Here is a 25,974-nt window from a genome sequence, read left to right on the forward strand (position 1 = left end):
AAATTAAATATAGATACAATTCTTAAACTTAAAAAGAAGGGATGTTATTTATGATCGATATTAGATTATAAATAACATCCCTTCTTTTTGTTTGCATGCGAAAAATAGTAGAAATAAAAAATTTTAAATCAATATAATCGACATAATGTTACAAAAATCAATAAAATATTACAATAATATTACGAAATAATAATGAAAAGTATTGACATACTATATATAAGTGCTATAATACACACATACTCGAGTTAACAAAATTGTAACATTTAAAGGAGGGACATTATGATAACGAGGAAAATGAGACTATCGATGGCGATGCTTACGATTGCCGCGAGTGTGTTGACGACAGGAAATATAAAAGCAGATGAGAAAGATACAACAAAAGAAACAAATACAGCAACGGAAAGTAAATATGCGAATAAAGCAGTTGCAGATATTTATTCTACAACAACATTAAATATCCGAAAAAAGGGTAGTATAAATGCAAAGATCGTAGGAAAAATGAAAAAAGGTAACATTGCAACTGTGCTGAAGAAAGGATCTGAATGGTCAAAAGTAAGATCAGGAAATGTTACAGGATACGTAAAAAATCAGTATCTTGTATTTGGCGATGAGATTGAGAACTTTGCGAAACAAAATGTGAAAAAGGTGGCGAAAGTTCAGACGGAAACATTAAGAGTTCGTAAGAAAGCATCTACGGATTCAAAGATTGTTACATTGGTATCTGAAGATGACAAATTAAAAGTTAAGAAGCAGAACGGTGATTGGGCAAAAGTCAAAGTTGATGGTAAAACAGGATATGTCTCAAAAGATTATGCAAAAGTAACATACTCTTTTGGAAAAGCAAAATCCATGAAACAGATTCAGGCAGAACAGGCGGCAAAAGAGGCACAGAAACAAGCAGCGCAAACAACAATCGGAAATGAGTCTGCATCAACATCAAGCAGTAATACTTCAAACAGCAGCACAACATCAGGAAGTACAAAAGCAAGTTCTGTACAGGCGGCAAAGAAAGCTTCCGTATCAGTATCATCCAGTGGTTCATCAGCAACAGGAAGCAGAATCGCAAGTTATGCCCAGCAGTTTATTGGAAATCCATATCGTTATGGAGGAAACAGTTTAACAAGGGGAATTGACTGCTCTGGATTTACACAGCAGATCATGGAAAAATTTGGATACAGCATCAGCCGTACAAGCAGTTCTCAGGCAGGGGATGGAAGAGCAGTATCTACAAGCAACTTAAGAGCTGGGGATTTAGTGTTTTACGGAGATGGTGGAAGTATCAATCATGTGGCACTTTATATCGGTGGTGGTCAGGTGGTACATGCAAGTAATTCTGCACCATATCCAAGAGGTGGAATTAAGATTTCAAATGTAAATTACAGAACACCAATCTGTGCGAGACGTATCATAGGATAGAAAAAGAACTACGAATATTGTTTGTATATGAAAAGAGCGCAGGAGAGCAATTCATGTCGGATCGATCTTCTGTGTTCTTTTTTTGATATATTTGGTATGAAAATAAAAAATTAAAGTTCTGATATTGACAGAAGAACATCAGATTTATAAAATGAAAAAGGTATATTTTTGGTTAGGAAAATAAAGACAGAAAAGAGATGTAGAAAGAAAGCATGAAAGAAAGACGTTTCACAAACAAAAAGCTGATCGCTCTTATGTTACCATTGGCAGTAGATCAGCTTTTAAATTCATTTATGGGTACGGTAGATACTCTTGTGGTCAGTAACTTAGGATCGGCAGCAATTTCAGCGGTCAGTTTAGTGGACTCCATCAATATTTTGGTTGTTCAGGCATTTTTTGCATTGGCTTCTGGTGGTACGGTTGTTTGTTCACATTATCTTGGGTGTGAGAAAAAGGAGAGGGCAACGAATGCAGCCAGACAGTTAGTGTTTATTACATTCGCCATGTCACTGATCATTGCAATTGCATGTCATTTATTCAGCAGTCAGATTCTTGGTGTGATCTTTGGTCAGGTGGAACCAGCAGTCATGGAGAATGCAAAGAAGTATTTCTTTTTTTCTGCAATGTCCTATCCATTTATTGCATTGTACGACGACGGAGCCTGCATTTTAAGAGCACAGGAGAACAGTAAACTTCCAATGCAGATTTCATTTATTGCAAATGGAATTAATGTCGTATTGAATCTAGTGTTTGTATGGATTTTCCATTTTGGAGTAGCAGGATCTTCTGCAGCAACAATGATCGCCAGAGCATTTGCAATGATCGCAGTACTTTATAAATTAAGAAGCCCAAATATGAAAGTGCAGCTTAGAGATTATTTTTCGATTCGTCCGGAATGGAAAGAAATCAAGCGTATTTTACATATCGGGGTACCATCAGGAATTGAAAATGGAATGTTCCAGTTTGGAAAACTTGCAATTCAATCAACAGTATCTTTAATGGGAACGGCGGCAATCGCAGCACAGGGAATGACGAATATCATCGAGAACTTAAATGGAATCATGTCGATTGGAATGGGAATCGGCTTGATGACAGTTGTTGGAGAATGCCTTGGTGCAGGAGAGAAGGAAGAGGCTGTATATTATATAAAGAAGATTTCTATTGCAGCAGAAGTAGTGTTGATCATTACGTGTTTATTAATGTTTGGACTTACTTATCCGATCACTTATTTTGGAGGAATGGAGCCAGAGAGTGCTAAACTTTGCATCTTCATGGTAACATGCATTACGATCGTAAAACCAATTGTATGGATCATGGCTTTTATTCCACCATATGGGTTCAGAGCTGCAGGAGATGTGAAGTTTACGATGACGACATCCATGTTATGTATGTGGCTTTGCAGAGTTGTACTTGCAATGGTACTTGCAAGAGTGTTCCATATGGGACCAATCGCAGTGTGGATCGGAATGTTTACGGACTGGACGATTCGTGCAATTATTTATACAGTACGATTTAGAAATAGAAAGTGGCTTGCACATCAGGTTATCTGATGTGCGTTGCGGATCATGGTGGTTCGTGTTATACTGAAATGTATTTGAATATTAGAAAAATGAAGAAATAGATAGAAGGGATACAGAGAAGATGAAAGTATCAGATTTTACATTTGATTTACCAGAAGAACTGATCGCTCAGGATCCGCTTGAGGACAGATCAAGTTCCAGATTATTAACATTAGATAAGAATACAGGAGAGATCGGACATGATATCTTCCATAACATTGTAAATTATTTAAAACCAGGAGATTGTCTTGTGTTAAATAATACAAAAGTAATTCCAGCAAGACTGATCGGGGCTAAAGAAGAAACAGGTGGAAAAGTTGAGGTTCTGCTTCTTAAGAGAAAACAGGACAATGTATGGGAAACACTTGTAAAACCAGGAAAGAAAGCACGTCCAGGAGCAAGAATCTCTTTTGGAGATGGGAAATTAGTTGGTGAAGTTATTGATGTTGTTGATGAAGGAAACCGTTTGGTGAAGTTTGAATATGAGGGAATTTTTGAAGAAGTGTTAGATGAACTTGGGCAGATGCCATTACCACCATATATTACTCATCAGTTAAAAGATAAGAATCGCTACCAGACAGTTTATGCCAAATATGATGGTTCAGCAGCAGCACCAACAGCGGGATTGCATTTTACAAAAGAATTATTGCAGCAGATCAAAGACATGGGAGTCAATATCGCATATGTGACACTTCATGTAGGACTTGGTACGTTTCGTCCTGTCAAAGTAGATGATGTCTTAGATCATCATATGCATTCTGAATTTTACAGAATCGAAGAAGATGATGCGAAACTCATCAATGAGACAAAGAAAAATGGTGGAAGAGTTATTTCTGTCGGAACAACAAGTACAAGAACATTGGAATCTGTTGCAGAAGAAGATGGGACACTCCATGCTAAGAGCGGATGGACAGACATCTTTATCTATCCAGGATATAAATTTAAAGTAATTGATGGACTGATCACAAACTTTCATCTGCCAGAATCTACATTATTAATGTTAGTTTCTGCTCTTGCTGGAAGAGAACATATTTTAAATGCTTATAATATCGCAGTTAAAGAAAGATACAGATTCTTCTCATTTGGGGATGCTATGTTTATTCATCCATAAGAAGAATTTATGATAAAATGTATTGAGGTATTATTTTAAAGATACGAAATGGAGGAACCTTTATGAAACTCGCACTGATTGGAACAGGAAAGATCATCGAAGATGCATTATTTGCAATGGAACCAGTGAAAACAATTGAGAGAACGGCAGTTTTTGCAAGACCTCACAGCAGGGATAAGGCAGAAAAACTTGCAAAACAGTATGCGATCAAAGAAGTCTACACAGACTATGAAGAGTTATTGAAAAAGACAGAAGCTGATACTGTTTACATTGGCTTGGTCAACAGTGCCCATTATCCATATGCGAAACAGGCATTATTAGCAGGAAAAAATGTAATTCTTGAAAAACCATTTACTGGGTTTTATGAGGAAACCAAAGAACTGGCACAGATCGCAAATGAAAAGAAATTATTTATTTTTGAAGCAATTACAGTACTTCACAATGAAGTGTTCTATGAGATGAAGAAAAACTTAAATAAACTAGGAAATATTCGTATGGCACTGTGCAATTATTCTCAGTATTCAAGCCGTTATGATGCATATTTAGAAGGAGATATCACACACTCTTTTGATCCAGCGTATTATGGCGGTTCATTATATGATATCAATGTATATAATGTTCATTATTGTGTGGGATTGTTCGGGGAACCAAAGAATGCAACTTATTATCCGAATGTTGGACCAAATGGAATCGATACATCAGGAACACTTGTGATGGAATATGATGGATTTAGCGCAGTCTGTACTGGAAGTAAGGATTCAGACAGTCCGGGATATGTCAGCATTCAGGGCGAAAAAGGATTTATGAAGATAGATTCTAAACCGAATATTGCTTCTGAACTGAAGACAATCTATGTCGATGAAAATGTTAAAGAGAAAGTAAAAGACGCAGCAGGAGCGATGGTTCGTGCAACAATTACAGAAGAATATAAAGCACCAGAGCATCATCACCGTATGACACAGGAATTTACGGACTTTGCAAGAATGATCGATGAAAAAGATTATGAAACAGCGAAGGAATTCTTGGATGAGACTGTTGCGGTTGTGAAAGTACTTGAGACGGCAAGAAAGAAAGCTGGAATCGAGTTTTAATATTATAGAAGGAAGTAACCTATGAAAGTAATCATTATCGGTGGCGGTGCTGCTGGCATGCTGGCTGCATATCAGGCAGCAAAATGTGGAAACGATGTTTCTTTATACGAAAAAAATGAAAAATTAGGAAAGAAGATATTTATCACAGGAAAAGGCCGCTGTAATGTGACAAATGCCTGTGAGGTCGAAGAATTGTTAGATCATGTCGTAACGAATAAAGAGTTTTTGTACAGTGGTTTCTATTCATTTACGAATAATGCAATGATGGAATTGTTAGAAGAGCTTGGATGCCCGCTCAAAGTAGAAAGAGGAAACCGAGTATTTCCAGTATCCGATCATTCTTCGGATGTTATTGCAGCATTGCAGAGAGGGCTTAGAAAAGAGAATGTTGATATTTATTTAAATACAACAGTTAAAAAGATTCTGAGTGAAGACGGAACTGTAACAGGAGTTAGATTGGCATCTGGAGACACGGTGAAGGCTGATAAAGTCATTGTTGCAACAGGAGGTATGTCCTATCAGACAACAGGATCTACGGGTGATGGGTATGATTTTGCAAGAAAAGCAGGGCATAAAGTGACAAAACTTACCCCGGCACTTGTGCCATTTGAGATTAAAGAAGATTTCTGCAAACAGCTAATGGGATTGTCCTTAAGAAATGTCGCAGTGAAGATGACAGCAGATGGCAAAAAGATTTATGAAGATTTTGGAGAAATGCTTTTTACGCATTTTGGAATTAGTGGACCGGTTGTTTTAAGTGCCAGCAGTTATATCGGAAAATATCAAGGAAAAGAATTAAAATTTATGATTGACCTGAAACCGGCACTTAATAAAGACCAATTAGATCACAGAGTATTAAAAGATTTCAACAAGGCACTTAATAAAGATTTTGTAAATTCTTTGGATAATCTTTTGCCGAAAAAGCTGATTCCTGTTATCGTAGAATTATCAGGAATTCCAGAACATAAGAAAGTTAATGAGATCACGAAGAAAGAAAGAGAAACTTTGGTTTCTTTATTAAAGTGTCTTGAACTTACGATCACTGGAGTCAGAGGATTTAAAGAAGCGATCATCACACAGGGTGGAGTTAATGTGAAAGAAATAGATCCTGGAACGATGGAATCAAAGAAAGTCAAAGGATTATATTTTGCAGGAGAAGTCTTAGATCTTGATGCGGTTACAGGTGGATTTAATCTACAGATCGCATGGTCAACAGGCTATCTTGCAGGAATGAATTAGTATATCAAGAAGCAGATCAGGAGGAAAAGGTAATGTACAGTATTGCGATTGACGGACCAGCGGGAGCAGGGAAAAGCACGATTGCAAAAACAATTGCAAAGAAACTAGAATTTATTTATGTAGACACAGGGGCGATGTATCGTGCTATGGCACTTTATTTTATCAGACACGAGATCGATCCAAAAAATGAAGAAGCAATCAATAAAGCGTGCCCAGATATTCATGTAAGTATCAATTATGAAGATGGGGTGCAGCAAGTATTATTAAATGGGGAGAATGTAAATGGTCTGATACGCACCGAAGAAGTTGGAAATATGGCTTCTAAAACATCTGCTTATAAGACGGTTCGCGCAACACTTCTGGATCTTCAGAGAGATCTTGCCAAGACAGCCAATATCTTAATGGACGGGAGAGATATCGGAACCAATGTACTGCCAGATGCAGACTTGAAAATTTATTTAACAGCATCATCCAAAGTAAGAGCTGAGCGTCGCTACAAAGAGTTAGTAGAAAAAGGCGTGAAAGCGGATTTTAATAAGATTGAAGAAGATATCATCATCCGTGACCGTCAGGATATGGAACGAGAGATCGCACCCCTAAAACAGGCAGACGATGCAGTGCTTGTTGATTCTTCTGATATGACGATCGAAGAAGTTGTCGATGCGATCGTTGCGGAATTTGAGAAAGTAAAATAATTGCGTTTGCAAAGATTCATTTACAAACAGTGAGGGTAAAGATGGAAGTTATTTTAGCCAAAACAGCAGGATTTTGTTTCGGGGTGAAGCGTGCGGTTGATACGGTTTACAAAGAAGCAGGGAAGAAAAATGTATACACATACGGACCGATCATTCACAATTCAGAGGTTGTCAATGACCTGAAGAAAAAGGGTGTGGAAGTGATCAATTCCAGAGAAGAATTAGAAGCTTTGGAAGAAGGAACTGTGATCATCCGTTCTCATGGAGTTGCAAGAGAGATCTATGATCTGATCTATAAAAAAGGATTAGAATTAGTTGATGCGACATGTCCATTTGTAAGAAAAATCCATAAGATTGTAGAGAAAGCAGGCAACGATGGCAATCAGGTGATCATTGTTGGAAGTGAGCAGCATCCGGAAGTTCAGGGAATTAAAGGATGGTGTACTGGAGAAGTACATATCATCTCAGAAGCAAGTCAGCTTGATGGAATTGATCTTAATAAGCCAACCACTCTTGTATCACAAACGACATTTAATTACAAGAAATTTCAAGATTTAGTTGAAATTCTGAATAAAAAGGGTTATGATATAGGAGTATGTAATACAATATGTAATGCCACGGAAGAGCGTCAACTGGAAGCAAAGTCTATCGCTAAGGGTGTAGATGCAATGGTTGTGATCGGAGATAAGCAAAGCTCCAACAGCCAGAAGTTATATGAGATTAGTAAGAAAGAGTGTGAGAACACCTTTTTTGTGCAGACACTTAGAGACCTGGATTTGAAACTTTTTGAATCGACTGGTAAGGTAGGTATTACAGCGGGGGCCTCAACCCCACAGAAAATTATCAAGGAGGTTCATGCTAGCATGACAGAAAAGAGTTTTGAAGAATTATTAGAGGAAAGTTTTGTGACAATTCACAACGGAGAGGTAGTGAAAGGTACAGTTATCGATGTGAAACCAGATGAGATCATCTTAAACATCGGATACAAAGCAGATGGTATCTTAACAAGAAGTGAATACTCTAATGATTCAGCCAACGTAGATTTAACAACTGTTGCTAAAGTTGGTGATACTATGGAGACTAAGGTATTAAAAGTGAATGATGGAGAAGGACAGGTTCTTCTTACTTATAAGAGATTAGCAGCTGAAAAAGGAAACAAACGTTTAGAAGAAGCTTACGAGAACAAAGAAGTCTTAAAAGCACCTGTAGCTCAGGTATTAGATGGTGGATTAAGCGTACTGATCGACGAAGCTCGTGTATTCATCCCAGCAAGCTTAGTTTCTGATTCTTACGAAAGAGACTTAAAGAAATACGAAGGACAGGAAATCGAATTCGTTATCAGTGAGTTCAACCCTCGTAAGAGAAGAGTCATCGGAGATCGTAAACAGTTATTAGTAGCTGCTAAGAAAGAAAAACAGAAAGAATTATTCGAGAAGATCGAACCAGGAATGAAAGTAGAAGGAGTAGTTAAGAACGTAACAGACTTCGGTGCATTCATCGATTTAGGTGGAGCAGACGGACTTCTTCATATTTCTGAAATGTCTTGGGGACGTGTTGAAAACCCTAAGAAGGTCTTCAATATTGGAGATAAAGTAACAGTTCTGATCAAGGATATTCAGGGAGAAAAGATTGCATTAAGCTTAAAATTCCCAGAAGAAAATCCATGGTTAAAAGCAGAAGAGAAATACAAAGTAGGAAGTGTTGTAACTGGTAAAGTTGCACGTATGACAGATTTCGGAGCATTCGTTGAATTAGAATCAGGAATCGATGCACTTCTTCACGTTTCTCAGATTGCAAAAGAACATATCGACAAACCATCTGACGTATTAAGCGTTGGACAGGAAATCGAAGCTAAAGTAGTTGACTTCAAGAAAGATGATAAGAAGATCAGCTTAAGCATGAAAGCATTAGCTAACGAAGAAGAAAAAACAGAAGAATAAGATTTTTATCAAGGAATCCTGATTTTTATAAATCAGGATTCTTTTTTCATACAAGTATTGTAAAAAAAGACGTTTTGCGATATAATCATTCTTAAAAATACATTTTTTTAAAAAGATAAACCTCGAAAAGGAGTTATGACCATGGAATTAAAGAAGTTTAAAAAAGTATTGGTTGCAAACCGTGGTGAGATTGCGATCCGAGTTTTCCGAGCTTTGAATGAACTTGGAATTACAACGGTTGGTATCTATTCAAAAGAAGATCGTTATGCCTTATTCCGTTCCAAAGCTGATGAATCTTATCAGCTAAATCCGGACAAAGGACCAATCGATGCATATCTTGATATCAATACGATCATTCGTATTGCAAAAGAAAAGAACGTAGATGCAATTCATCCAGGTTATGGATTTTTATCAGAGAATCCAGATTTTGTAGATGCCTGTGAGAAGAATGGAATCACATTTATCGGGCCATCTTCAAGCTTAATGCGTAGAATGGGAGATAAGATTTCATCTAAACAGATGGCAATTGAAGCTGATGTGCCAATCATTCCTGGTGTAGACCATGCGGTTCACGGACTAGAAGAAGTGACTGAGATTGCGAACCAGGTTGGATATCCTGTGATGTTAAAGGCCTCTAATGGTGGTGGAGGGCGTGGAATGCGTATCGTTCACTCAGCAGAAGAGATGCCAAAAGAATATGCAGAAGCAAGGGATGAATCCAAGAAGGCATTTGGAGACGATCAGATTTTCGTTGAAAAATACTTAGAGAGTCCAAAACATATCGAGGTTCAGATCATTGGTGACCAGTATGGACATGTGGTTCATTTATTTGACCGTGATTGCTCTGTACAGAGAAGACACCAGAAGGTTGTAGAATATGCTCCAGCATTTAGTGTACCAGATGAAGTAAGAAAACAGATTTTTGAAGCTTCTGTTCGTCTTGCAAAGCATGTAGGATATTCTAATGCCGGAACATTAGAGTTCTTAGTAGATGCAAATAATAATGCATACTTTATTGAAATGAATCCTCGTGTACAGGTAGAGCATACGATCACAGAGATGGTAACAGGTGTTGATATCGTACAGACACAGATTCTTGTGGCAGAAGGATATACTTTAGATTCTGAAGAAATCGGAATTGGTTCTCAGGAAGATGTTAAATGTAATGGATATTCTATTCAGACACGTATCACAACTGAAGATCCAATGAATAATTTCCTGCCAGATACAGGTAAGATCACAGTATATCGTTCTGGGGCTGGTAACGGAATTCGATTAGATGGTGGTAACGCATATGCAGGAGCTGAGATCACACCATACTATGACAGCTTATTAGTAAAAGCTATTTCTCATGATCGTACATTTGGAAGAGCAGTTGATAAATCTATCCGTGTATTAAAAGAGATTCGTATCCGTGGAGTTAAGACAAACATTCCATTCCTGATCAACGTATTAAACCATGAGACATTCCGTGAAGGAAAATGCTATACAACATTTATTGAAGATACACCAGAATTATTCTTACTTCCAGAGAGCCAGGACAGAGCAACAAAGATCCTTGAATTCTTAGGAAATAAAATGGTTAATGTACAGAAAGCAGTTCTTGATAAACCAGATTTTGAGGCAAGAACTCTTCCAAAATATGACACAGAGAAGAAGATATATGGTTCCAGAGATAAGTTCTTAGAGATGGGAGCAAAAGACTTCACACAGAGTCTGTTAAATGAGAAGAGATTATTGATCACAGATACAACCATGCGTGATGCACAGCAGTCTTTAATGGCTACACGTATGAGAACAAAAGACTTAGTTGGAGCCTCTGATGCGACAAACGCATTTATGGAGAATGCATTCTCTGTAGAGGCTTGGGGTGGAGCTACTTATGATACAGCTTATCGTTTCTTAAAAGAATCTCCATGGAAGAGATTAAAATTATTAAGACAGCATATGCCAAATACACTGATCCAGATGTTACTTCGTGCATCCAATGCTGTGGGATATAGTAACTATCCAGATAATGTTGTTAAGAAATTCATCAATGAAGCATCTCAAAAAGGTGTTGATGTATTCCGTATCTTTGACAGCTTAAACTGGGTTGAGAATATGAAAATGCCGATTGAAACTGCATTAAAGACAGGTAAGATTGTAGAAGGAACGATCTGTTACACAGGAGATATCACAGATCCTAACGAGACAAAATATACATTAGACTATTATGTAAAGAAAGCCAAAGAATTAGAAAGTTTAGGTGTACATATCTTTACGATCAAGGATATGGCAGGTCTTGTAAAACCATATGCAGCGAAGAAACTGGTAAGTGCGTTAAAAGAAGAATTAAACATTCCAGTCAACCTGCATACGCATGATTCTACAGGAAATGGTGTCAGTACATTACTGATGGCATCTGAAGCAGGACTTGATATCGCTGATTGTGCGATCGGTTCTATGAGTTCTATGACAAGTAATCCATGTATGAACTCTTTAGTAGAAGCATTAAAAGGAACAGAGCGTGATACAGGACTTGATACAGATGAATTAACAGAATTAAGCCAGTACTATGCAAGAATCCGTCCAATCTACAAACAGTTTGAGAGCGGAATGGATGCACCAAACACAGAGATCTACAAATATGAGATTCCAGGTGGACAGTATTCTAACTTGTTAGCTCAGGTGAAAGAAATGGGTGCAGCAGATGACTTTGAAGAGATCAAAGGATTATATAGAGATGCAAACCATTTACTTGGAAATATCGTCAAAGTAACACCATCATCTAAAGTGGTTGGAGACTTTGCAATCTTTATGTTCAAGAATGGATTAACAAAAGATAATATCCTAGAAGCTGGTAAAGATTTATCTTATCCAGATTCTGTAGTAGAATATTTTGAAGGTATGATCGGACAGCCAGAAGGTGGATTCCCAGAAGAATTACAGAAGATCGTATTGAAAGATAAGAAACCGATCAGTGTACGTCCAGGAAGCTTATTACCAGATGAAGATTTTGATTATATTGCAAAGGGATTAAAAGAAAACTTTTATATGGATAATATGGAAGATCCAGATGTTTTAAGCCAGAAAGTATTAAGTTATGCATTATATCCAAAAGTATATGAAGATTATTGCAGACATTTTGAGGCTTATAACGATGTAACAGGACTTGAAAGTCATGTATACTTCTATGGATTAAGAAAAGGTGAAGAAACAACCCTAAGATTAGATGAAGGAAAAGATCTGATCATCAAATTTATTGATATGACAGAGCCAGATAAAGATGGATATCGTCTGTTAGATTTTGAAGTTAATGGATCTATCCGTGAGATCAAAGTCCTTGATAAGAACTTGGAGGTTAAGACAGACGGAAGAGTCAAGGCAGATAAATCAAATCCAGCACATCTTGGATCAACAATTCCAGGAACAGTTGGTAAAGTTCTTGTCAATGAAGGTGATGAAGTTACAGTGAACATGCCACTGATGACAGTCGAAGCCATGAAGATGGAGACAACAGTTGTTTCTACAGTTAATGGTAAGGTTGATAAGATCTATGTCAAAGAAGGAGAACAGGTAAATCAAGAAGATCTGTTAATTTCTTTTGAGATTGATGAATAGAAATTAAATTAGATTTCATACTAAAGAAGGAAGTAAGAAGACACTTCCTTCTTTTTTTATATAGAAATATAATATGGAAAGGTAAAATTTAGTATGAAAGATAATGAAACAAAAGAAATAGAACAATTTGGACAGTTACAGGAAAATGGAATTTTGATCATGACGATCGTTGGTGAAATTGAAGGTCATCAGCTATCTGCACAGAATGCAAAAACAACGAAATATGAACATATGATTCCACTTCTTGCAAAGGCAGAGCAGGATCAAAGTATTAAAGGAATTTTGATCTTGATCAATACGATTGGCGGAGATGTAGAATGTGGACTTGCGATCGCAGAGCTTATTGCATCGCTTGGGAAACCAACCGTATCGCTTGTTCTTGGAGGAAGCCATTCGATTGGAGTACCACTTGCTGTAGCTGCAGATCATTCATTTATTGTAAAAAGTGCAACAATGATGATTCATCCAGTGAGAAGTTCTGGGACGTTTATCGGAGTGATTCAAAGTTATCGTAATATTGAAAAGATTCAGGATCGCATTACTACATTTATTAGTGATCATTGTAAGATGAGAAAGGAAAGAGTGGAAGAATTGATGCTTCACATCGGACAGCAGGTAAAAGACGTTGGTACGATCCTTTCAGGAGAAAAAGCAGTGCAGGAAGGTCTGATCGATGAAATGGGTGGGATGAAAGAAGCGACAGACAAATTGATTGAAAAAATAAATCAATCTAAAAATAAATAGAAAATTTGAATAAAAAACAGATAATAGCTTTATGATATTCCTGTTTTGGTGTATGATAAGAATAACAAGTATGTTAAAAAAAACACAAACCATGTCGAAACATCATAAAAGGAGGAAACATCATGAGAGGAATAGAGACACCGGTTCGGAATGTCAGAAGAAGAATTTTCAAAGAGATTGCAAAATTTGGTTATGAACAAAAAAATTTACAGGATCTTGAAGATCTTCCATATGAGATCGTACCAGGGGAAGTTGCAAAATATCGAGACAGTATATATCGAGAACGAGCGATCGTAGGAGAAAGATTGAGGCTTGCAATGGGAATGTCTTTAAATCCAGCGGATAAGCCAACAAGAATCACCAAAGGAATTGATGAAAGTAATATTTCAGAAAAATATTATGAACCGCCACTTCTTCAGGTCATTCCATCTGCTTGTAACGAATGTAAAGAAAAAGCATTTATTGTAGGTGAACAGTGTCAGGGATGTATGGCACATCCATGTATGGAAGTCTGTCCGAAGAAAGCTATTAGTTTTAAAGAAGGATACTCTTATATTGATCAGGAAAAATGCATTAAATGTGGGCAATGCAAGAAAGTTTGTCCATATGGTGCGATTTATGAAAGAAGACGTCCTTGTGCAAATGCATGTGGAGTTGGAGCAATTGAAACAGATTATGCAGGAAGGGCTAAGATTAATCCGGATAAATGTGTTTCCTGTGGAATGTGTATGGTAAATTGTCCGTTTGGGGCAATTGCAGATAAATCTCAGATTTATCAGTTGATCAAGGCAATGAATGAAGGTTCGGAAGTAATTGCAATCTTAGCTCCAGCATTTGTCGGGCAATTTGGCCCAAAAGCGACGCCAAATAAAATTAAAGCAGCACTTCTTGATATTGGATTTGCAGATGTATGGGAAGTTGCGGTTGGTGCGGATGCAGGAGCATTGGAAGAGGCGAAACATTATGTTCATAGTGTGGTAACAGGGAAATTACCATTCTTATTGACATCGTGTTGTCCATCATGGTCTATGCTCGGAAAGAAGTATTTCCCAGAGGTGATCGATGAGATTTCAAATGCATTAACTCCGATGGTTGCAACAGCAAGAGCGGCAAGAATCGCATCACCGAATGCTAAAATTGTTTTCGTAGGACCATGTGTTGCAAAGAAACTCGAAGCATCAAGACGAACTGTTCGAAGTGAGGTTGACTTTGTAATCACATTTGAAGAGTTGGCAGGAATGTTTGATGCTAAAGAAATTGATTTTAATACGTATGATAAAGAAGAAGAATTAAATGATGCATTTGGAGCAGGACGTGGATATGCAGTTGCAAGTGGAGTTGCCGGAGCGATCAAAGCATGTATTGATGAATATTATCCTGGAACAGAAGTAAAGATTGATCATGTAGAAGGACTTGCAGAATGCAAAAAAATGCTTTTACAAGCAAAGGCAGGAAAGAAAAATGGCTATTTGATCGAAGGAATGGGATGTCCGGGTGGATGTGTAGCAGGAGCAGGTACAAATATTCCAGTTGTAAAAGCAGGAATTCAAGTGAAGAAATTTGTGAAAGAAGCGGAAAGCTTTGTCCCACCAGAAACAGCACAATATTAAATGTGAAAAGAAAAAGGAAAATGTATGGAAGAGGAATACATTTTCCTTTTTCTATGGTTGGACTTGCGTATTTTGATATTTAATTGTAAAATAAGAAAATACGCAGATTATGTATACAAAGTGTATACAGCAAGAGAGGTAACAATTTCTATGGCAGCAAAGAAAACGAGAAAGAGAAAGACGTCCTCTGCAGCAAAGAAACGAACACGCAAAAGACAAAAAGATTTTGCACCATTTTACAAAGAGATTGCAGTATTAGTTGTTTTTGCTCTTTTCATTTTTTTATTTTTAAGCAATTTTGGGATATGTGGATATATAGGAAATAGTATTAGTACATTTTTCTTCGGGGCATTTGGAACAACATATTATATTGTTCCGATTGTAGCGTTTTTATTAGTGATCCTTCTAATTTCAAATGATTATAGTAGCCTTGCGATAAAGAAAGTTTGCTTTACGATTTTACTATTGTGCATGATTTCTACAATTTTTCAAATGGTATTTGAAGTAAAAGATGCCTATTCGGCATTTTTATTTAGTGGAAGAACGCATCGTGGTGGAGGATTTATAGGAGCATTGATCGGTTCATTTCTTTATAAGGAACTTGGTGGAGCAGGAAGTGTTTTAGTCGTAATGTTGGTATCTATCATTTCAGTGATCCTTGTAACGGAACGCTCACTCCTTAGTTTTCTTAAAAAGGCCGTGGATTTCTTTATGATCGAAGAAGATGAAGAAAGAACAGCAGTGAAAAAACAACGAGTCAAGGGGAAAAAAGAATCGAAAGGATCAGAACTGAAGAAGAAACGTTCTTTGAATATTCCAGATCTTAGATTAGGAAGACCCAAACCATCAGAAGCTTCACCGATGCCTGTGATGGAGGAAGAACCAAGAGCGTCAGTTCAGATGCAAAAAGATTTTGATGATTTGATCGTACAACCAGCTCCAGAAGTTGAAGAACGATCAATAGAACCAATGGAACCAGTACAGCCAAAAGCATCAAAGAGATCATTGGTGAATAAAGACAAAGAAACAAGGATCAAGCCAGTAGAGATTCTTCCGCAAGTTCGGACGAGAGAAGGAGATTATAAGTTTCCACCAGTATCTCTATTAGAAAAAGGGAAGAAAACATCGAATAATAATAAAGAAGAACTACGGCAGACAGCACAAAAACTACAAAAAACATTGGAAGATTTCGGAGTTCATGTTACAATTACCAATATTAGCTGTGGACCATCGGTTACACAGTTTGAATTACATCCGGAACAGGGTGTGAAAGTGAGCAAGATCGTTAATCTTGCAGATGATATCAAATTAAACCTTGCAGCAGCTGATATAAGAATTGAAGCACCGATTCCTGGAAAGTCGGCAATCGGAATCGAGGTTCCGAATAAGACAAACCAGATGGTCATGTTCAGAGACCTGATCGAGAATCAGGAATTTGCACAGGCAAGATCAAAGATAGCATTTGCGGTAGGAAAGAACCTTGCAGGGCAGGTAATCGTGTCAGATATTGCTAAGATGCCTCATTTATTGATCGCGGGAGCGACAGGTTCTGGTAAGTCGGTTTGTATCAATACTTTGATCATGAGTATTTTATACAAAGCAACTCCAGAAGAAGTGAAACTGATTATGATCGATCCAAAGGTTGTAGAATTAAGTGCATATCAAGGAATTCCACATTTATTGATTCCAGTCGTTACTGATCCAAAGCAAGCATCGAGTGCATTAAACTGGGCTGTGATGGAGATGGGAGAGAGATATAAGAAGTTTGCAGAAGTTAATGTAAGAAACTTAACAGGTTACAATGAGAAGGTAGAGGAATCGATTAAGAATGGTATGGAAGGCGAAGATTTTAAGAAACTTCCACAGATCGTAATTATCGTAGACGAGCTTGCAGACCTTATGATGGTTGCACCAGGGGAAGTAGAAGATGCAATCGTGCGTTTGTCACAGCTTGCCAGAGCCGCAGGAATCCATCTGGTCATTGCAACACAGAGACCTTCTGTTAACGTTATCACAGGACTTATTAAGGCAAATGTACCTTCAAGAATCGCATTTTCGGTATCATCGGGAGTTGATTCAAGAACTATCATTGATATGAATGGTGCTGAAAAGTTATTAGGAAAGGGTGATATGTTATTTTACCCATCCGGATATCAGAAACCAATCCGTGTGCAAGGTGCATTTATCAGTGATGAAGAAGTCGGCAAGGTTGTAGAATTTTTAAAAGAAGAGAACAACGTAGAAGACAACTATGGTGCAGATATTCAGGAAAAGATTCAGACAGCTGCAGTGAAAGCAGCGACATCGCAGGAGAGGGATGAATATTTTGAGGATGCAGCCAAATTTATTATTGATAAAGACAAGGCTTCGATCGCAAGCCTTCAAAGAGTTTTCAAGATCGGCTTTAACCGGGCAGCAAGACTGATGGATCAGTTATGCGAAGCGGGAATCGTCGGAGAAGAAGAAGGAACCAAGCCAAGGAAAGTTCTTATGAGTGAAGAACAATTTGAACAATACAAAGAAGATTATCTATAGAAAGGAAACCATTATGAAAACAGACATTGAAATCGCACAGGAAGCTACATTATTACCAATCAAAGAAGTTGCAGCAAATATTGGGATCAAAGAAGATGACCTTGAATTATATGGCAAATACAAGGCTAAATTTGATTCTCATTTTATGGATGAAGTAAAGGATAATGAAGATGGAAAACTTGTTCTTGTAACAGCAATCAACCCAACTCCAGCAGGAGAAGGAAAGACAACAACAAGTGTTGGGGTATCTCAGGCATTAAATAAACTTGGAAAGAAAACAATCTGTGCCCTTCGTGAGCCATCTCTTGGACCTTGTTTTGGTATCAAAGGTGGAGCAGCAGGTGGTGGATATGCCCAGGTTGTACCAATGGAAGATTTAAACCTTCATTTTACAGGAGATTTCCATGCGATCACATCTGCGAACAACTTATTAGCAGCAATGCTTGATAACCATATCCAGCAGGGGAACAAGTTAAATATCGATACAAGAGATGTTGTATGGAAGAGATGTATCGATATGAACGACCGTGCATTAAGAAATACAGTCATCGGACTTGGACGCCGTGTAGATGGAGTTGTTCGTGAAGATCATTTTGTGATCACAGTAGCATCTGAGATCATGGCAATTCTTTGTCTTGCAAATGACATGGCAGATTTAAAAGAACGTTTAGGAAAGATCATTGTTGCATACAATATGGATTGTGAACCAGTCACAGCCAAAGATTTAAATGCAGTTGGAGCAATGGCAGCATTGTTAAAAGATGCCTTAAAACCAAATATGATCCAGACATTAGAACATACACCAGCTTTTGTACATGGTGGGCCATTTGCGAATATCGCACATGGATGTAACAGTGTACAGGCTACAAAATTAGCATTAAAATTATCTGATATCACGATCACAGAAGCAGGATTTGGAGCTGACCTTGGAGCAGAAAAATTCATGGATATCAAATGTCAGATGGCAGATCTTCATCCAGATGCAGTCGTATTAGTAGCAACTGTACGTGCTTTAAAATACAATGGTGGAGTTGCAAAAGATAACCTTGCAGAGGAGAATATTGACGCATTAAGCAAAGGTATCGTAAACCTTGAGAAACATATTGAGAACTTAAAATTATTTGGAGTCCCTGTTGTTGTAACATTAAACCAGTTTGCAACAGATACAGAAGCAGAACTTACATTTATCAAGAATTTCTGCGAAGAAAGAGATTGTGATTTTGCGTTATCTCAGGTATGGGAAAAAGGTGGAGAAGGTGGAATCGAACTTGCGAAAGCAATTCTCCGTACATTAGAGAATAAAGAAAGCCACTACAAACCATTATATACATACGAAGATACAACAATTGAAGAAAAGATTGAGACAATCGCAACAAAGATCTATGGTGCAGACAAAGTTGTATACACAGCAGCTGCAGCACGTCAGAAGAAGAGACTTACTGAACTTGGATATGGACATCTTCCAATCTGTATGGCAAAGAACCAGTATTCTTTATCTGATGATCCTAAGAAACTTGGACGTCCAGAAGGATTTGATATCACGATCCGTGAGATTTATGTCAATGCGGGTGCAGGATTCTTAGTAGCCTTAACAGGAGATGTCATGACAATGCCAGGACTTCCAAAGAAACCAGCAGCAGAAGGAATTGATGTGAATGACGATGGAGTTATCACAGGATTATTCTAAAACCATAAGAGAAAAAATATATAAAACACAATACTTAAAAGCTTAAAAGAAATGACGAGGAAATACAATGCAGATTATTGATGGAAAGAAGATTTCTCAGGAAATCAAAGATGAAGTAAAAGAAGAAGTAGCACAGCTAAAAGCAGAAGGAAAAGATATTGCTCTTGCCGTAATCCAGGTAGGAGCAGATCCTGCATCAAGCGTTTATGTACGTAACAAAAAACGTGCCTGCGAATATGTAGGAATCGAATCTGTAAGCTATGAACTTCCAGAAGAGACAACACAGGAAGAATTAATGGCGATCGTTGACAAATGCAACAAAGATCCTAAGATCAATGGAATTTTAGTACAACTTCCACTTCCAAAACATTTAGATGAAGATGAAGTGTTGTTAGCAATCGATCCTAAGAAAGACGTTGATGGATTCCACCCAGTCAGTGTTGGAAATATGGTGATCGGAGAAAAAGGATTCTTACCATGTACACCAGCCGGAGTAATTCAGTTATTAAAACGATCTGGTGTTGAAATTGATGGAAAAGAATGTGTGGTAGTCGGAAGAAGTAACATCGTAGGAAAGCCTATGGCAATGTTATTATTACGTGAGAACGGAACGGTCACAATCTGCCATTCTCATACGAAAGATTTAAAAGAGGTCTGCAAACGCGCAGATATCTTAGTTGTAGCAATTGGTAAACCGAAATTTATTGATGATTCTTATGTAAAAGACGGGGCAGTTGTTATCGATGTTGGAATCCACAGAAATGAAAATAACAAACTTTGTGGTGATGTAGATTATGATAAAGTTGCACCAAAGACAACAGCGATCACACCAGTTCCAGGTGGAGTTGGGCCAATGACGATTGCAATGTTAATGAAAAACTGCGTAGAATCTAAGAAACTGTTTGGAGAGTAAGAGAAATGAAAATATTATTTATTTCGCTTGGATGTGATAAAAACTTAGTAGATAGTGAAGTGATGCTTGGACTTTTGACCAAGAATGGCTACACTTTAACAGATGATGAAACACAGGCAGATGTAATTGTAATCAATACTTGCTGTTTCATCCATGATGCTAAAGAAGAAAGTATCAATACGATCTTAGAGATGGCACAATATAAAGAACAGAACTTAAAAGCGTTAGTTGTGACAGGATGTCTTGCAGAACGTTACAAAGATGAGATTTTAAAAGAGATTCCAGAGATTGATGCTGTTCTTGGAACAACAAGTTATGATTCTATTGTGGAAGCAGTTAATATGGCACTGGCAGAGAATGCTGGAGAACATTTTGAACATTACGAAAGTATTGATTACCTTCCAGACAACTCAGAAGTAGAACGTGTTGTAACAACAGGAAATCATATGGCATATTTAAAGATTGCTGAAGGATGTGATAAACGTTGCAGCTATTGTATCATTCCAAAGATTCGTGGACATTTCAGAAGTGTTCCAATGGAAGAATTATTAAATGAAGCAAAACGCCTTGCATCCGAAGGAGTGAAAGAATTAGTTCTGGTAGCTCAGGAAACAACACTTTATGGAAAAGACCTAACAGGAGAAAAACAGCTTCCATTATTACTTCATGAACTTTGCAAGATTGAAGGAATCGAATGGATTCGTCTGTTATACTGTTATCCGGAAGAAATCACAGATGAGTTGATCGAGGCAATCAAGACAGAAGAAAAAGTCTGCAATTATATTGATATGCCGATTCAGCATAGCGAGAACCGTATCTTACAGAGAATGGGAAGAAGAACATCAAGAGAAGATCTGGTCGCAGTGATCAAGAAACTTCGTCAAGAAATTCCTGATATCACGATCCGTACAACATTGATCACAGGATTCCCGGGAGAGAGCGAAGAAGATCATGAAGGATTAATGAATTTTGTGGAAGAATGTAAATTTGACCGTTTAGGAGTCTTTACTTATTCACCAGAAGAAGACACACTGGCAGCGACATTTGAGGATCAGATTGATGAAGAAGTTAAAGAAGCACGAAGAGATGAACTGATGAGCCTTCAGCAGGAAATCTCCTATGAACACACTCAGCAATTAGTTGGTAAAACGATCAAAGTTATGGTTGAGGGATATTTATTTGAAGATGACATCTATGTTGGACGTTCTTATATGGATGCACCAAAGGTAGATGGATGCGTTTTTATAAATTCTCCAGAAGAACTGATGACAGGAGACTTTGTTTATGTTAAAATTACCCAGGGTAGAGAATATGATGTGATAGGAGAAGTAGATTATGAATTTACCAAATAGGTTAACAATTTTAAGAACACTTATGATTCCGGTATTCTTATTTTTCTTGCTTACAGATTATGCAGGGAATTGTAGCAAATGGATCGCAGTTATTGTATTTATTCTAGCAAGTCTTACAGATTTTTTAGATGGACATATTGCCAGAAAATATAATCTGGTAACAAACTTTGGAAAATTTATGGATCCATTGGCGGACAAATTATTAGTTAGTTCAGCTATGATCGCATTAGTTGGAATGCATCGTTTATCATCCATTGTAGCAATCATCATTATTGCAAGAGAATTTATTATCAGTGGATTTCGTTTGATTGCCTCTGACAATGGAATCGTTATTGCAGCCAGCTACTGGGGAAAATTTAAGACAAACTTCCAGATGTTTATGATCATCATGCTGATCATTGACCTTGGAACAAGCACAGCTGTTATGATCGAGAATGTATTGATCGTGATTGCGACAGCTTTAACAATTATTTCTTTAGTTGATTATTTAGTGAAGAATAAACAGGTCTTATCTGAAGGGAACTAAATCCAGAAAGGAACAATATTTATGACAGCAGAAATTATTTGCGTAGGAACAGAGATTTTATTAGGAAACATCGTGAATACCAATGCTGCCTACTTATCAGAACGCTTAGCCTCATTGGGGATAAGCGTTTTTTTTGAAACAACAGTAGGTGACAACGAAGAAAGATTAGAAGATGTGATCAGACAAGGATTTGAAAGATCTGATATTTTGATCTTATCTGGTGGATTGGGACCAACGAAAGATGATCTTACAAAAGAAGTTGCAACGAAAGTATGTGGGCAGAAGCTTGTAGAAGATGAAGAAGCACTAAGACGATTAAAAGAATATTTTGCAAGCAGCCATCGAAGCATGACAGAGAATAATCTAAAACAAGCACTGATATCAGAAGATTGTGATGTTTTATACAATGAAAATGGAACAGCACCTGGAATGATCATTCATGCAAAAGGAGAAAAGAAAGTAGTTCTACTCCCAGGACCTCCAAGTGAATTGATTCCAATGTTCCACGATCAGGTAGAGCCAATTTTAAAAGAATTAAGTTCAGAAGTGCTGTATTCTGATGTTGTGAAAATTGACTGTATGGGAGAAAGCCAGGTTGCTGAAGAGATTGAAGATTTAATTGAAAAACAGACAAATCCTACAGTTGCCCCATATGCCAAATTGGGAGAAGTCCATCTTCGAGTGACAGCAAAAGCGACAAGTGAAGAAGAGGCAAAGAAATTTGTAGCACCAGTAACAGAAGAATTATACAGAAGATTTGGACATAAGATCTTTACAACAAAAGAAGATGAAACATTAGAAGATGTTGTAGTCAATATGTTGAGTAAACATCACTATACGATCGCTGCAGCAGAATCTTGTACAGCTGGCATGTTTACCGCAAGATTAGTCAATGTCGCAGGGGCTTCCGACGTCTTAAATGAAAGTTTTATCACATATGCAAATGAAGCTAAGATGAAATATCTGGGAGTCAAAGAAGAAACATTAAATACAGTTGGAGCAGTTTCAGAAGAGACTGCAAAACAGATGGCAGAAGGTGTTGCAAAACGGGCAGGATCAAATGTCGGAGTTGGAATTACAGGACTTGCAGGACCTGGAGGAGAGACACCAGAGAAGAAAGCAGGGCTTGTTTATATTGGTGTCAGTGTCAATGGAAAGACAAAAGTCAGCAAATATCAGTTTAATGGGAACAGACAGAAAGTCAGACAAATGGCGGTATGTCGTGCATTAATGATGGTAAGACATGCATTAGTAGAAGAATTTTTTGAAAAGGATTGGAAGAAATAAAAATCGAACAAATATTCGTTCGAACACTTGTTTTTTAGTATGGAGATATGCTATACTCTAGACAGGAATCAAAGCATAGAAGAATGTAGATAAATATTTGAAATTAAAGGAGAATAACATATATTATGAAACAAGAAGAGAAATTAAAAGCATTAGATGCAGCATTAGTTAAGATTGAGAAAGATTACGGTAAGGGATCTGTTATGAAGCTTGGAGATTATCAGGCAGATCGTACAATTGAAGTTACACCAACAGGATCGATCAGTCTTGATATTGCATTAGGAGTTGGAGGAGTGCCAAGAGGACGTATCATTGAGATTTATGGACCAGAATCAAGTGGTAAGACAACCGTAGCTCTTCATATGGTAGCAGAAGTTCAGAAGAGAGGCGGAATTGCAGGCTTTATTGATGCAGAACATGCATTAGATCCTGTTTACGCGAAGAATATAGGAGTTGATATTGATAACCTTTATATTTCACAGCCAGATACAGGAGAACAGGGACTTGAAATCACAGAGACAATGGTAAGATCTGGGGCAATCGACATCATTATCGTCGATTCTGTAGCTGCATTAGTACCTAAGGCAGAGATTGATGGAGACATGGGAGATTCTCATGTGGGTCTTCAGGCAAGATTGATGTCACAGGCACTTCGTAAGTTAACAGGTGTTGTAAGTAAATTTAATTGTACGGTTATCTTTATCAATCAGTTACGTGAGAAGGTTGGAGTGATGTTTGGTAATCCAGAGACTACAACTGGTGGACGTGCGCTGAAGTTCTATTCCTCTATCCGATTAGATGTTAGAAGAACAGAGACATTAAAACAGGCAGGAGAGATGATCGGTAACAGAACAAGAATTAAGGTTGTTAAGAATAAAGTAGCGCCTCCATTTAAACAGGCAGAATTTGATATTATGTTTGGAAAAGGAATCTCTAAGTATGGAGATATCTTAGATTTGGCAGCAGATGCAGATATCATTCATAAAAGTGGAGCGTGGTATGCATACAATGGAGAGAAGATCGGACAGGGAAGAGAGAATAGCAAGAAGTATTTAGAAGAACATCCAGATATTGCAGAAACAGTAGAACATGCAATCCGTGTTCATTATGGATTATTAGATGAAGACACTGAGAATGCCAATAACGATCCGAAGGCAGAGACTCAGATTTCTGAAGAAGAATAATGATCATCACTAAACTAGATAAAGTGGGAACAAAGCAGGTTAGGCTTTTCTTCGATGAAGAAAAGTACTGCCTGCTTTATTATAATGAAGTAAGACGATTAGGATTTCATGAAAAAGACGAGGTTGGGCAGCAAGAGTTTGAAGAATTGAATAAGCTGTTACTACACCGAGCTAAGTTGAAAGCTATGTCATTGTTAAAATATCAGGATCGTACAAGAAAAGAACTAAAAGATCGTCTTATGCGAGCAGAATTTCCAGAATTTATCACAGAAGGCGCGATTGCATATGTAGAATCATTTGGCTATATCAATGATGAAGAATATGTACGTCGTTATATGGAATATAAGGCAGGGACTAAGAGTAGGATTCAGATCAAGATGGATCTTAGAAAGAAGGGAATTGGCACAGAGATTTTAGAACGAATCTTTGATGAGTATGAATACGAAGAAGATGACGTTCTGGAGGAGCAAGTACAGAAGAGAATCCGACAGAAAGGATCAGTTACAAAGGAAAATTTTCAGAAATATTATGGGTATTTTGCGAGAAAAGGGTTTAACAGTGTAAAGATAATAGATTTATTACGGAAATATTGTGAAGATTAAATAAAATAGAGTAGAAATCTTAAAAAAATATAAAGAATTCCCCATTTTGTTGCATATTAACAGACAAGGATATATAATCTGAATCAAAGGGTGTAACAAAACTGTTGATGACGATATCTGGAAGGGAAGATAAGTTCAGATATTGTCCCTATATAAGGAGTATCATTTATATGAGAAAGAAATCACATATTTCACTTGCAGGACAGATCATGGATTCTATGGAACTTGATAATGTATTTGATTATAGATTGCCATTTTATGTAGGAAGTATCTGGCCAGACTGCAGACCATCTTTTGTGACGACACCTCATAAGTTTGATATTACATTTGATGATATTGAACATAAGATTTCAAAATTTATTGCGAATTACAATAAAGAACAAGGAATGAATATGAGACGCTGTGCACGTCTTGGTGTGATCGTTCATTATATTGCGGACTATTTTACATTTCCGCATAACAACCACTATCCAGGGAATGTAAAAGATCACTGCTATTATGAGCGTGATTTAAAATATGGAATGAAAGCTTTTCTTAAGACAGAAGAAGCTTTAAAGATTAAAGAACAAGTTGTAGCGTATGATTCCGTAGAAGAATTGACATCTTATATCCGAAGCATTCATAATTCATATATGAAACTTGCACATACAGTGGAAGAAGATATTAGATATATCGTGCATGCTTGTACGACAGTTGTAAAAAGTATATTAAATATGGTAAGTTATGCGTTTAGTACAAGCGTAGCCAATATTCAGTATGTATAATTATTGGTCAGAGTAAGAATAAGGAGCAGAAGCAGGAATTGTGCCTGTTTTTGTTCCTTTTTTCATTTATGAAAATTTTACGTAAGAGATGAATTGATGCAAATTTGATGCATAAA

General features: G+C 37.3%; 19 protein-coding genes. All 19 read left to right on the forward strand.

The window, feature by feature from the left end; genetic code table 11:
* The first annotated feature begins 279 nt into the window (after window positions 1-279).
* Complete coding sequence (locus tag OCV53_RS07660; RefSeq protein ID WP_055197477.1) at window positions 280-1,416, forward strand: C40 family peptidase; 1,137 nt, start codon at window positions 280-282, stop codon at window positions 1,414-1,416.
* A 212-nt stretch (window positions 1,417-1,628) separates the two neighbouring features.
* On the forward strand, window positions 1,629-2,966 hold the full coding sequence (locus OCV53_RS07665) for an MATE family efflux transporter (RefSeq protein ID WP_055197479.1): 1,338 nt from the start codon (window positions 1,629-1,631) through the stop codon (window positions 2,964-2,966).
* A gap of 91 nt (window positions 2,967-3,057) precedes the next feature.
* Window positions 3,058-4,086: a tRNA preQ1(34) S-adenosylmethionine ribosyltransferase-isomerase QueA gene (queA, locus tag OCV53_RS07670; protein WP_055197482.1), complete on the forward strand. Its 1,029-nt coding sequence runs from the start codon at window positions 3,058-3,060 to the stop codon at window positions 4,084-4,086.
* Between the two features lie 62 nt (window positions 4,087-4,148).
* Window positions 4,149-5,177: a Gfo/Idh/MocA family protein gene (locus OCV53_RS07675; RefSeq protein WP_055197484.1), complete on the forward strand. Its 1,029-nt coding sequence runs from the start codon at window positions 4,149-4,151 to the stop codon at window positions 5,175-5,177.
* A 21-nt stretch (window positions 5,178-5,198) separates the two neighbouring features.
* A complete protein-coding gene (locus tag OCV53_RS07680) occupies window positions 5,199-6,416 on the forward strand; it encodes a BaiN/RdsA family NAD(P)/FAD-dependent oxidoreductase (RefSeq protein WP_055197486.1) in 1,218 nt (405 codons plus the stop codon).
* Between the two features lie 32 nt (window positions 6,417-6,448).
* The gene (gene cmk, locus OCV53_RS07685) at window positions 6,449-7,111 is read left to right on the forward strand and encodes a (d)CMP kinase (protein WP_022374266.1); all 663 of its coding nucleotides are present in this window, start codon (window positions 6,449-6,451) and stop codon (window positions 7,109-7,111) included.
* 41 nt (window positions 7,112-7,152) lie between these two features.
* Window positions 7,153-9,051: a bifunctional 4-hydroxy-3-methylbut-2-enyl diphosphate reductase/30S ribosomal protein S1 gene (locus OCV53_RS07690; RefSeq protein ID WP_055197488.1), complete on the forward strand. Its 1,899-nt coding sequence runs from the start codon at window positions 7,153-7,155 to the stop codon at window positions 9,049-9,051.
* A 135-nt stretch (window positions 9,052-9,186) separates the two neighbouring features.
* On the forward strand, window positions 9,187-12,654 hold the full coding sequence (locus OCV53_RS07695; protein ID WP_055197490.1) for a pyruvate carboxylase: 3,468 nt from the start codon (window positions 9,187-9,189) through the stop codon (window positions 12,652-12,654).
* Window positions 12,655-12,747: 93 nt separating this feature from the next.
* Complete coding sequence (locus OCV53_RS07700; protein ID WP_055197492.1) at window positions 12,748-13,398, forward strand: ClpP family protease; 651 nt, start codon at window positions 12,748-12,750, stop codon at window positions 13,396-13,398.
* A gap of 122 nt (window positions 13,399-13,520) precedes the next feature.
* Complete coding sequence (locus OCV53_RS07705; RefSeq protein ID WP_022374613.1) at window positions 13,521-15,008, forward strand: 4Fe-4S dicluster domain-containing protein; 1,488 nt, start codon at window positions 13,521-13,523, stop codon at window positions 15,006-15,008.
* 150 nt (window positions 15,009-15,158) lie between these two features.
* Window positions 15,159-17,543, forward strand: a complete 2,385-nt coding sequence (locus tag OCV53_RS07710) for an FtsK/SpoIIIE family DNA translocase (protein WP_055197535.1) — start codon at window positions 15,159-15,161, stop codon at window positions 17,541-17,543.
* 13 nt (window positions 17,544-17,556) lie between these two features.
* Window positions 17,557-19,230: a formate--tetrahydrofolate ligase gene (locus OCV53_RS07715; protein ID WP_055197537.1), complete on the forward strand. Its 1,674-nt coding sequence runs from the start codon at window positions 17,557-17,559 to the stop codon at window positions 19,228-19,230.
* Window positions 19,231-19,297: 67 nt separating this feature from the next.
* Window positions 19,298-20,143, forward strand: coding sequence for a bifunctional methylenetetrahydrofolate dehydrogenase/methenyltetrahydrofolate cyclohydrolase FolD (folD, locus tag OCV53_RS07720; protein WP_055197494.1), 846 nt, complete (start codon window positions 19,298-19,300; stop codon window positions 20,141-20,143).
* A 5-nt stretch (window positions 20,144-20,148) separates the two neighbouring features.
* Window positions 20,149-21,495 carry a 30S ribosomal protein S12 methylthiotransferase RimO gene (gene rimO / locus OCV53_RS07725; RefSeq protein ID WP_055197496.1) on the forward strand — a complete coding sequence of 449 codons (1,347 nt, stop codon included), beginning with the start codon at window positions 20,149-20,151 and terminating at the stop codon, window positions 21,493-21,495.
* Window positions 21,479-22,021, forward strand: coding sequence for a CDP-diacylglycerol--glycerol-3-phosphate 3-phosphatidyltransferase (pgsA, locus tag OCV53_RS07730; RefSeq protein WP_022374608.1), 543 nt, complete (start codon window positions 21,479-21,481; stop codon window positions 22,019-22,021). The genes rimO and pgsA overlap by 17 nt, the downstream gene beginning before the upstream one ends.
* Before the next feature lie 21 nt (window positions 22,022-22,042).
* Complete coding sequence (locus OCV53_RS07735; RefSeq protein ID WP_055197498.1) at window positions 22,043-23,308, forward strand: competence/damage-inducible protein A; 1,266 nt, start codon at window positions 22,043-22,045, stop codon at window positions 23,306-23,308.
* Between the two features lie 125 nt (window positions 23,309-23,433).
* Window positions 23,434-24,492: a recombinase RecA gene (gene recA / locus OCV53_RS07740; RefSeq protein ID WP_022374606.1), complete on the forward strand. Its 1,059-nt coding sequence runs from the start codon at window positions 23,434-23,436 to the stop codon at window positions 24,490-24,492.
* Window positions 24,492-25,094: a regulatory protein RecX gene (locus tag OCV53_RS07745; RefSeq protein WP_055197499.1), complete on the forward strand. Its 603-nt coding sequence runs from the start codon at window positions 24,492-24,494 to the stop codon at window positions 25,092-25,094. The genes recA and OCV53_RS07745 overlap by 1 nt, the downstream gene beginning before the upstream one ends.
* A 170-nt stretch (window positions 25,095-25,264) precedes the next feature.
* Entirely contained in the window at window positions 25,265-25,858 is a 594-nt protein-coding gene (locus tag OCV53_RS07750; RefSeq protein ID WP_022374604.1) for a zinc dependent phospholipase C family protein, read from the forward strand.
* Window positions 25,859-25,974 lie beyond the last annotated feature (116 nt).

This window comes from Anaerostipes amylophilus (genome assembly GCF_025567365.1).
Taxonomy (GTDB): domain Bacteria; phylum Bacillota; class Clostridia; order Lachnospirales; family Lachnospiraceae; genus Anaerostipes; species Anaerostipes amylophilus.

Bases quoted from the DNA above. Each gene is read 5' to 3' on its own strand.
- OCV53_RS07660 (WP_055197477.1), top strand. From the start codon at position 280: ATGATAACGAGGAAAATGAGACTATCGATGGCGATGCTTACGATTGCC.
- OCV53_RS07665 (WP_055197479.1), top strand. From the start codon at position 1,629: ATGAAAGAAAGACGTTTCACAAACAAAAAGCTGATCGCTCTTATGTTA.
- queA (WP_055197482.1), top strand. From the start codon at position 3,058: ATGAAAGTATCAGATTTTACATTTGATTTACCAGAAGAACTGATCGCT.
- OCV53_RS07675 (WP_055197484.1), top strand. From the start codon at position 4,149: ATGAAACTCGCACTGATTGGAACAGGAAAGATCATCGAAGATGCATTA.
- OCV53_RS07680 (WP_055197486.1), top strand. From the start codon at position 5,199: ATGAAAGTAATCATTATCGGTGGCGGTGCTGCTGGCATGCTGGCTGCA.
- cmk (WP_022374266.1), top strand. From the start codon at position 6,449: ATGTACAGTATTGCGATTGACGGACCAGCGGGAGCAGGGAAAAGCACG.
- OCV53_RS07690 (WP_055197488.1), top strand. From the start codon at position 7,153: ATGGAAGTTATTTTAGCCAAAACAGCAGGATTTTGTTTCGGGGTGAAG.
- OCV53_RS07695 (WP_055197490.1), top strand. From the start codon at position 9,187: ATGACCATGGAATTAAAGAAGTTTAAAAAAGTATTGGTTGCAAACCGT.
- OCV53_RS07700 (WP_055197492.1), top strand. From the start codon at position 12,748: ATGAAAGATAATGAAACAAAAGAAATAGAACAATTTGGACAGTTACAG.
- OCV53_RS07705 (WP_022374613.1), top strand. From the start codon at position 13,521: ATGAGAGGAATAGAGACACCGGTTCGGAATGTCAGAAGAAGAATTTTC.
- OCV53_RS07710 (WP_055197535.1), top strand. From the start codon at position 15,159: ATGGCAGCAAAGAAAACGAGAAAGAGAAAGACGTCCTCTGCAGCAAAG.
- OCV53_RS07715 (WP_055197537.1), top strand. From the start codon at position 17,557: ATGAAAACAGACATTGAAATCGCACAGGAAGCTACATTATTACCAATC.
- folD (WP_055197494.1), top strand. From the start codon at position 19,298: ATGCAGATTATTGATGGAAAGAAGATTTCTCAGGAAATCAAAGATGAA.
- rimO (WP_055197496.1), top strand. From the start codon at position 20,149: ATGAAAATATTATTTATTTCGCTTGGATGTGATAAAAACTTAGTAGAT.
- pgsA (WP_022374608.1), top strand. From the start codon at position 21,479: ATGAATTTACCAAATAGGTTAACAATTTTAAGAACACTTATGATTCCG.
- OCV53_RS07735 (WP_055197498.1), top strand. From the start codon at position 22,043: ATGACAGCAGAAATTATTTGCGTAGGAACAGAGATTTTATTAGGAAAC.
- recA (WP_022374606.1), top strand. From the start codon at position 23,434: ATGAAACAAGAAGAGAAATTAAAAGCATTAGATGCAGCATTAGTTAAG.
- OCV53_RS07745 (WP_055197499.1), top strand. From the start codon at position 24,492: ATGATCATCACTAAACTAGATAAAGTGGGAACAAAGCAGGTTAGGCTT.
- OCV53_RS07750 (WP_022374604.1), top strand. From the start codon at position 25,265: ATGAGAAAGAAATCACATATTTCACTTGCAGGACAGATCATGGATTCT.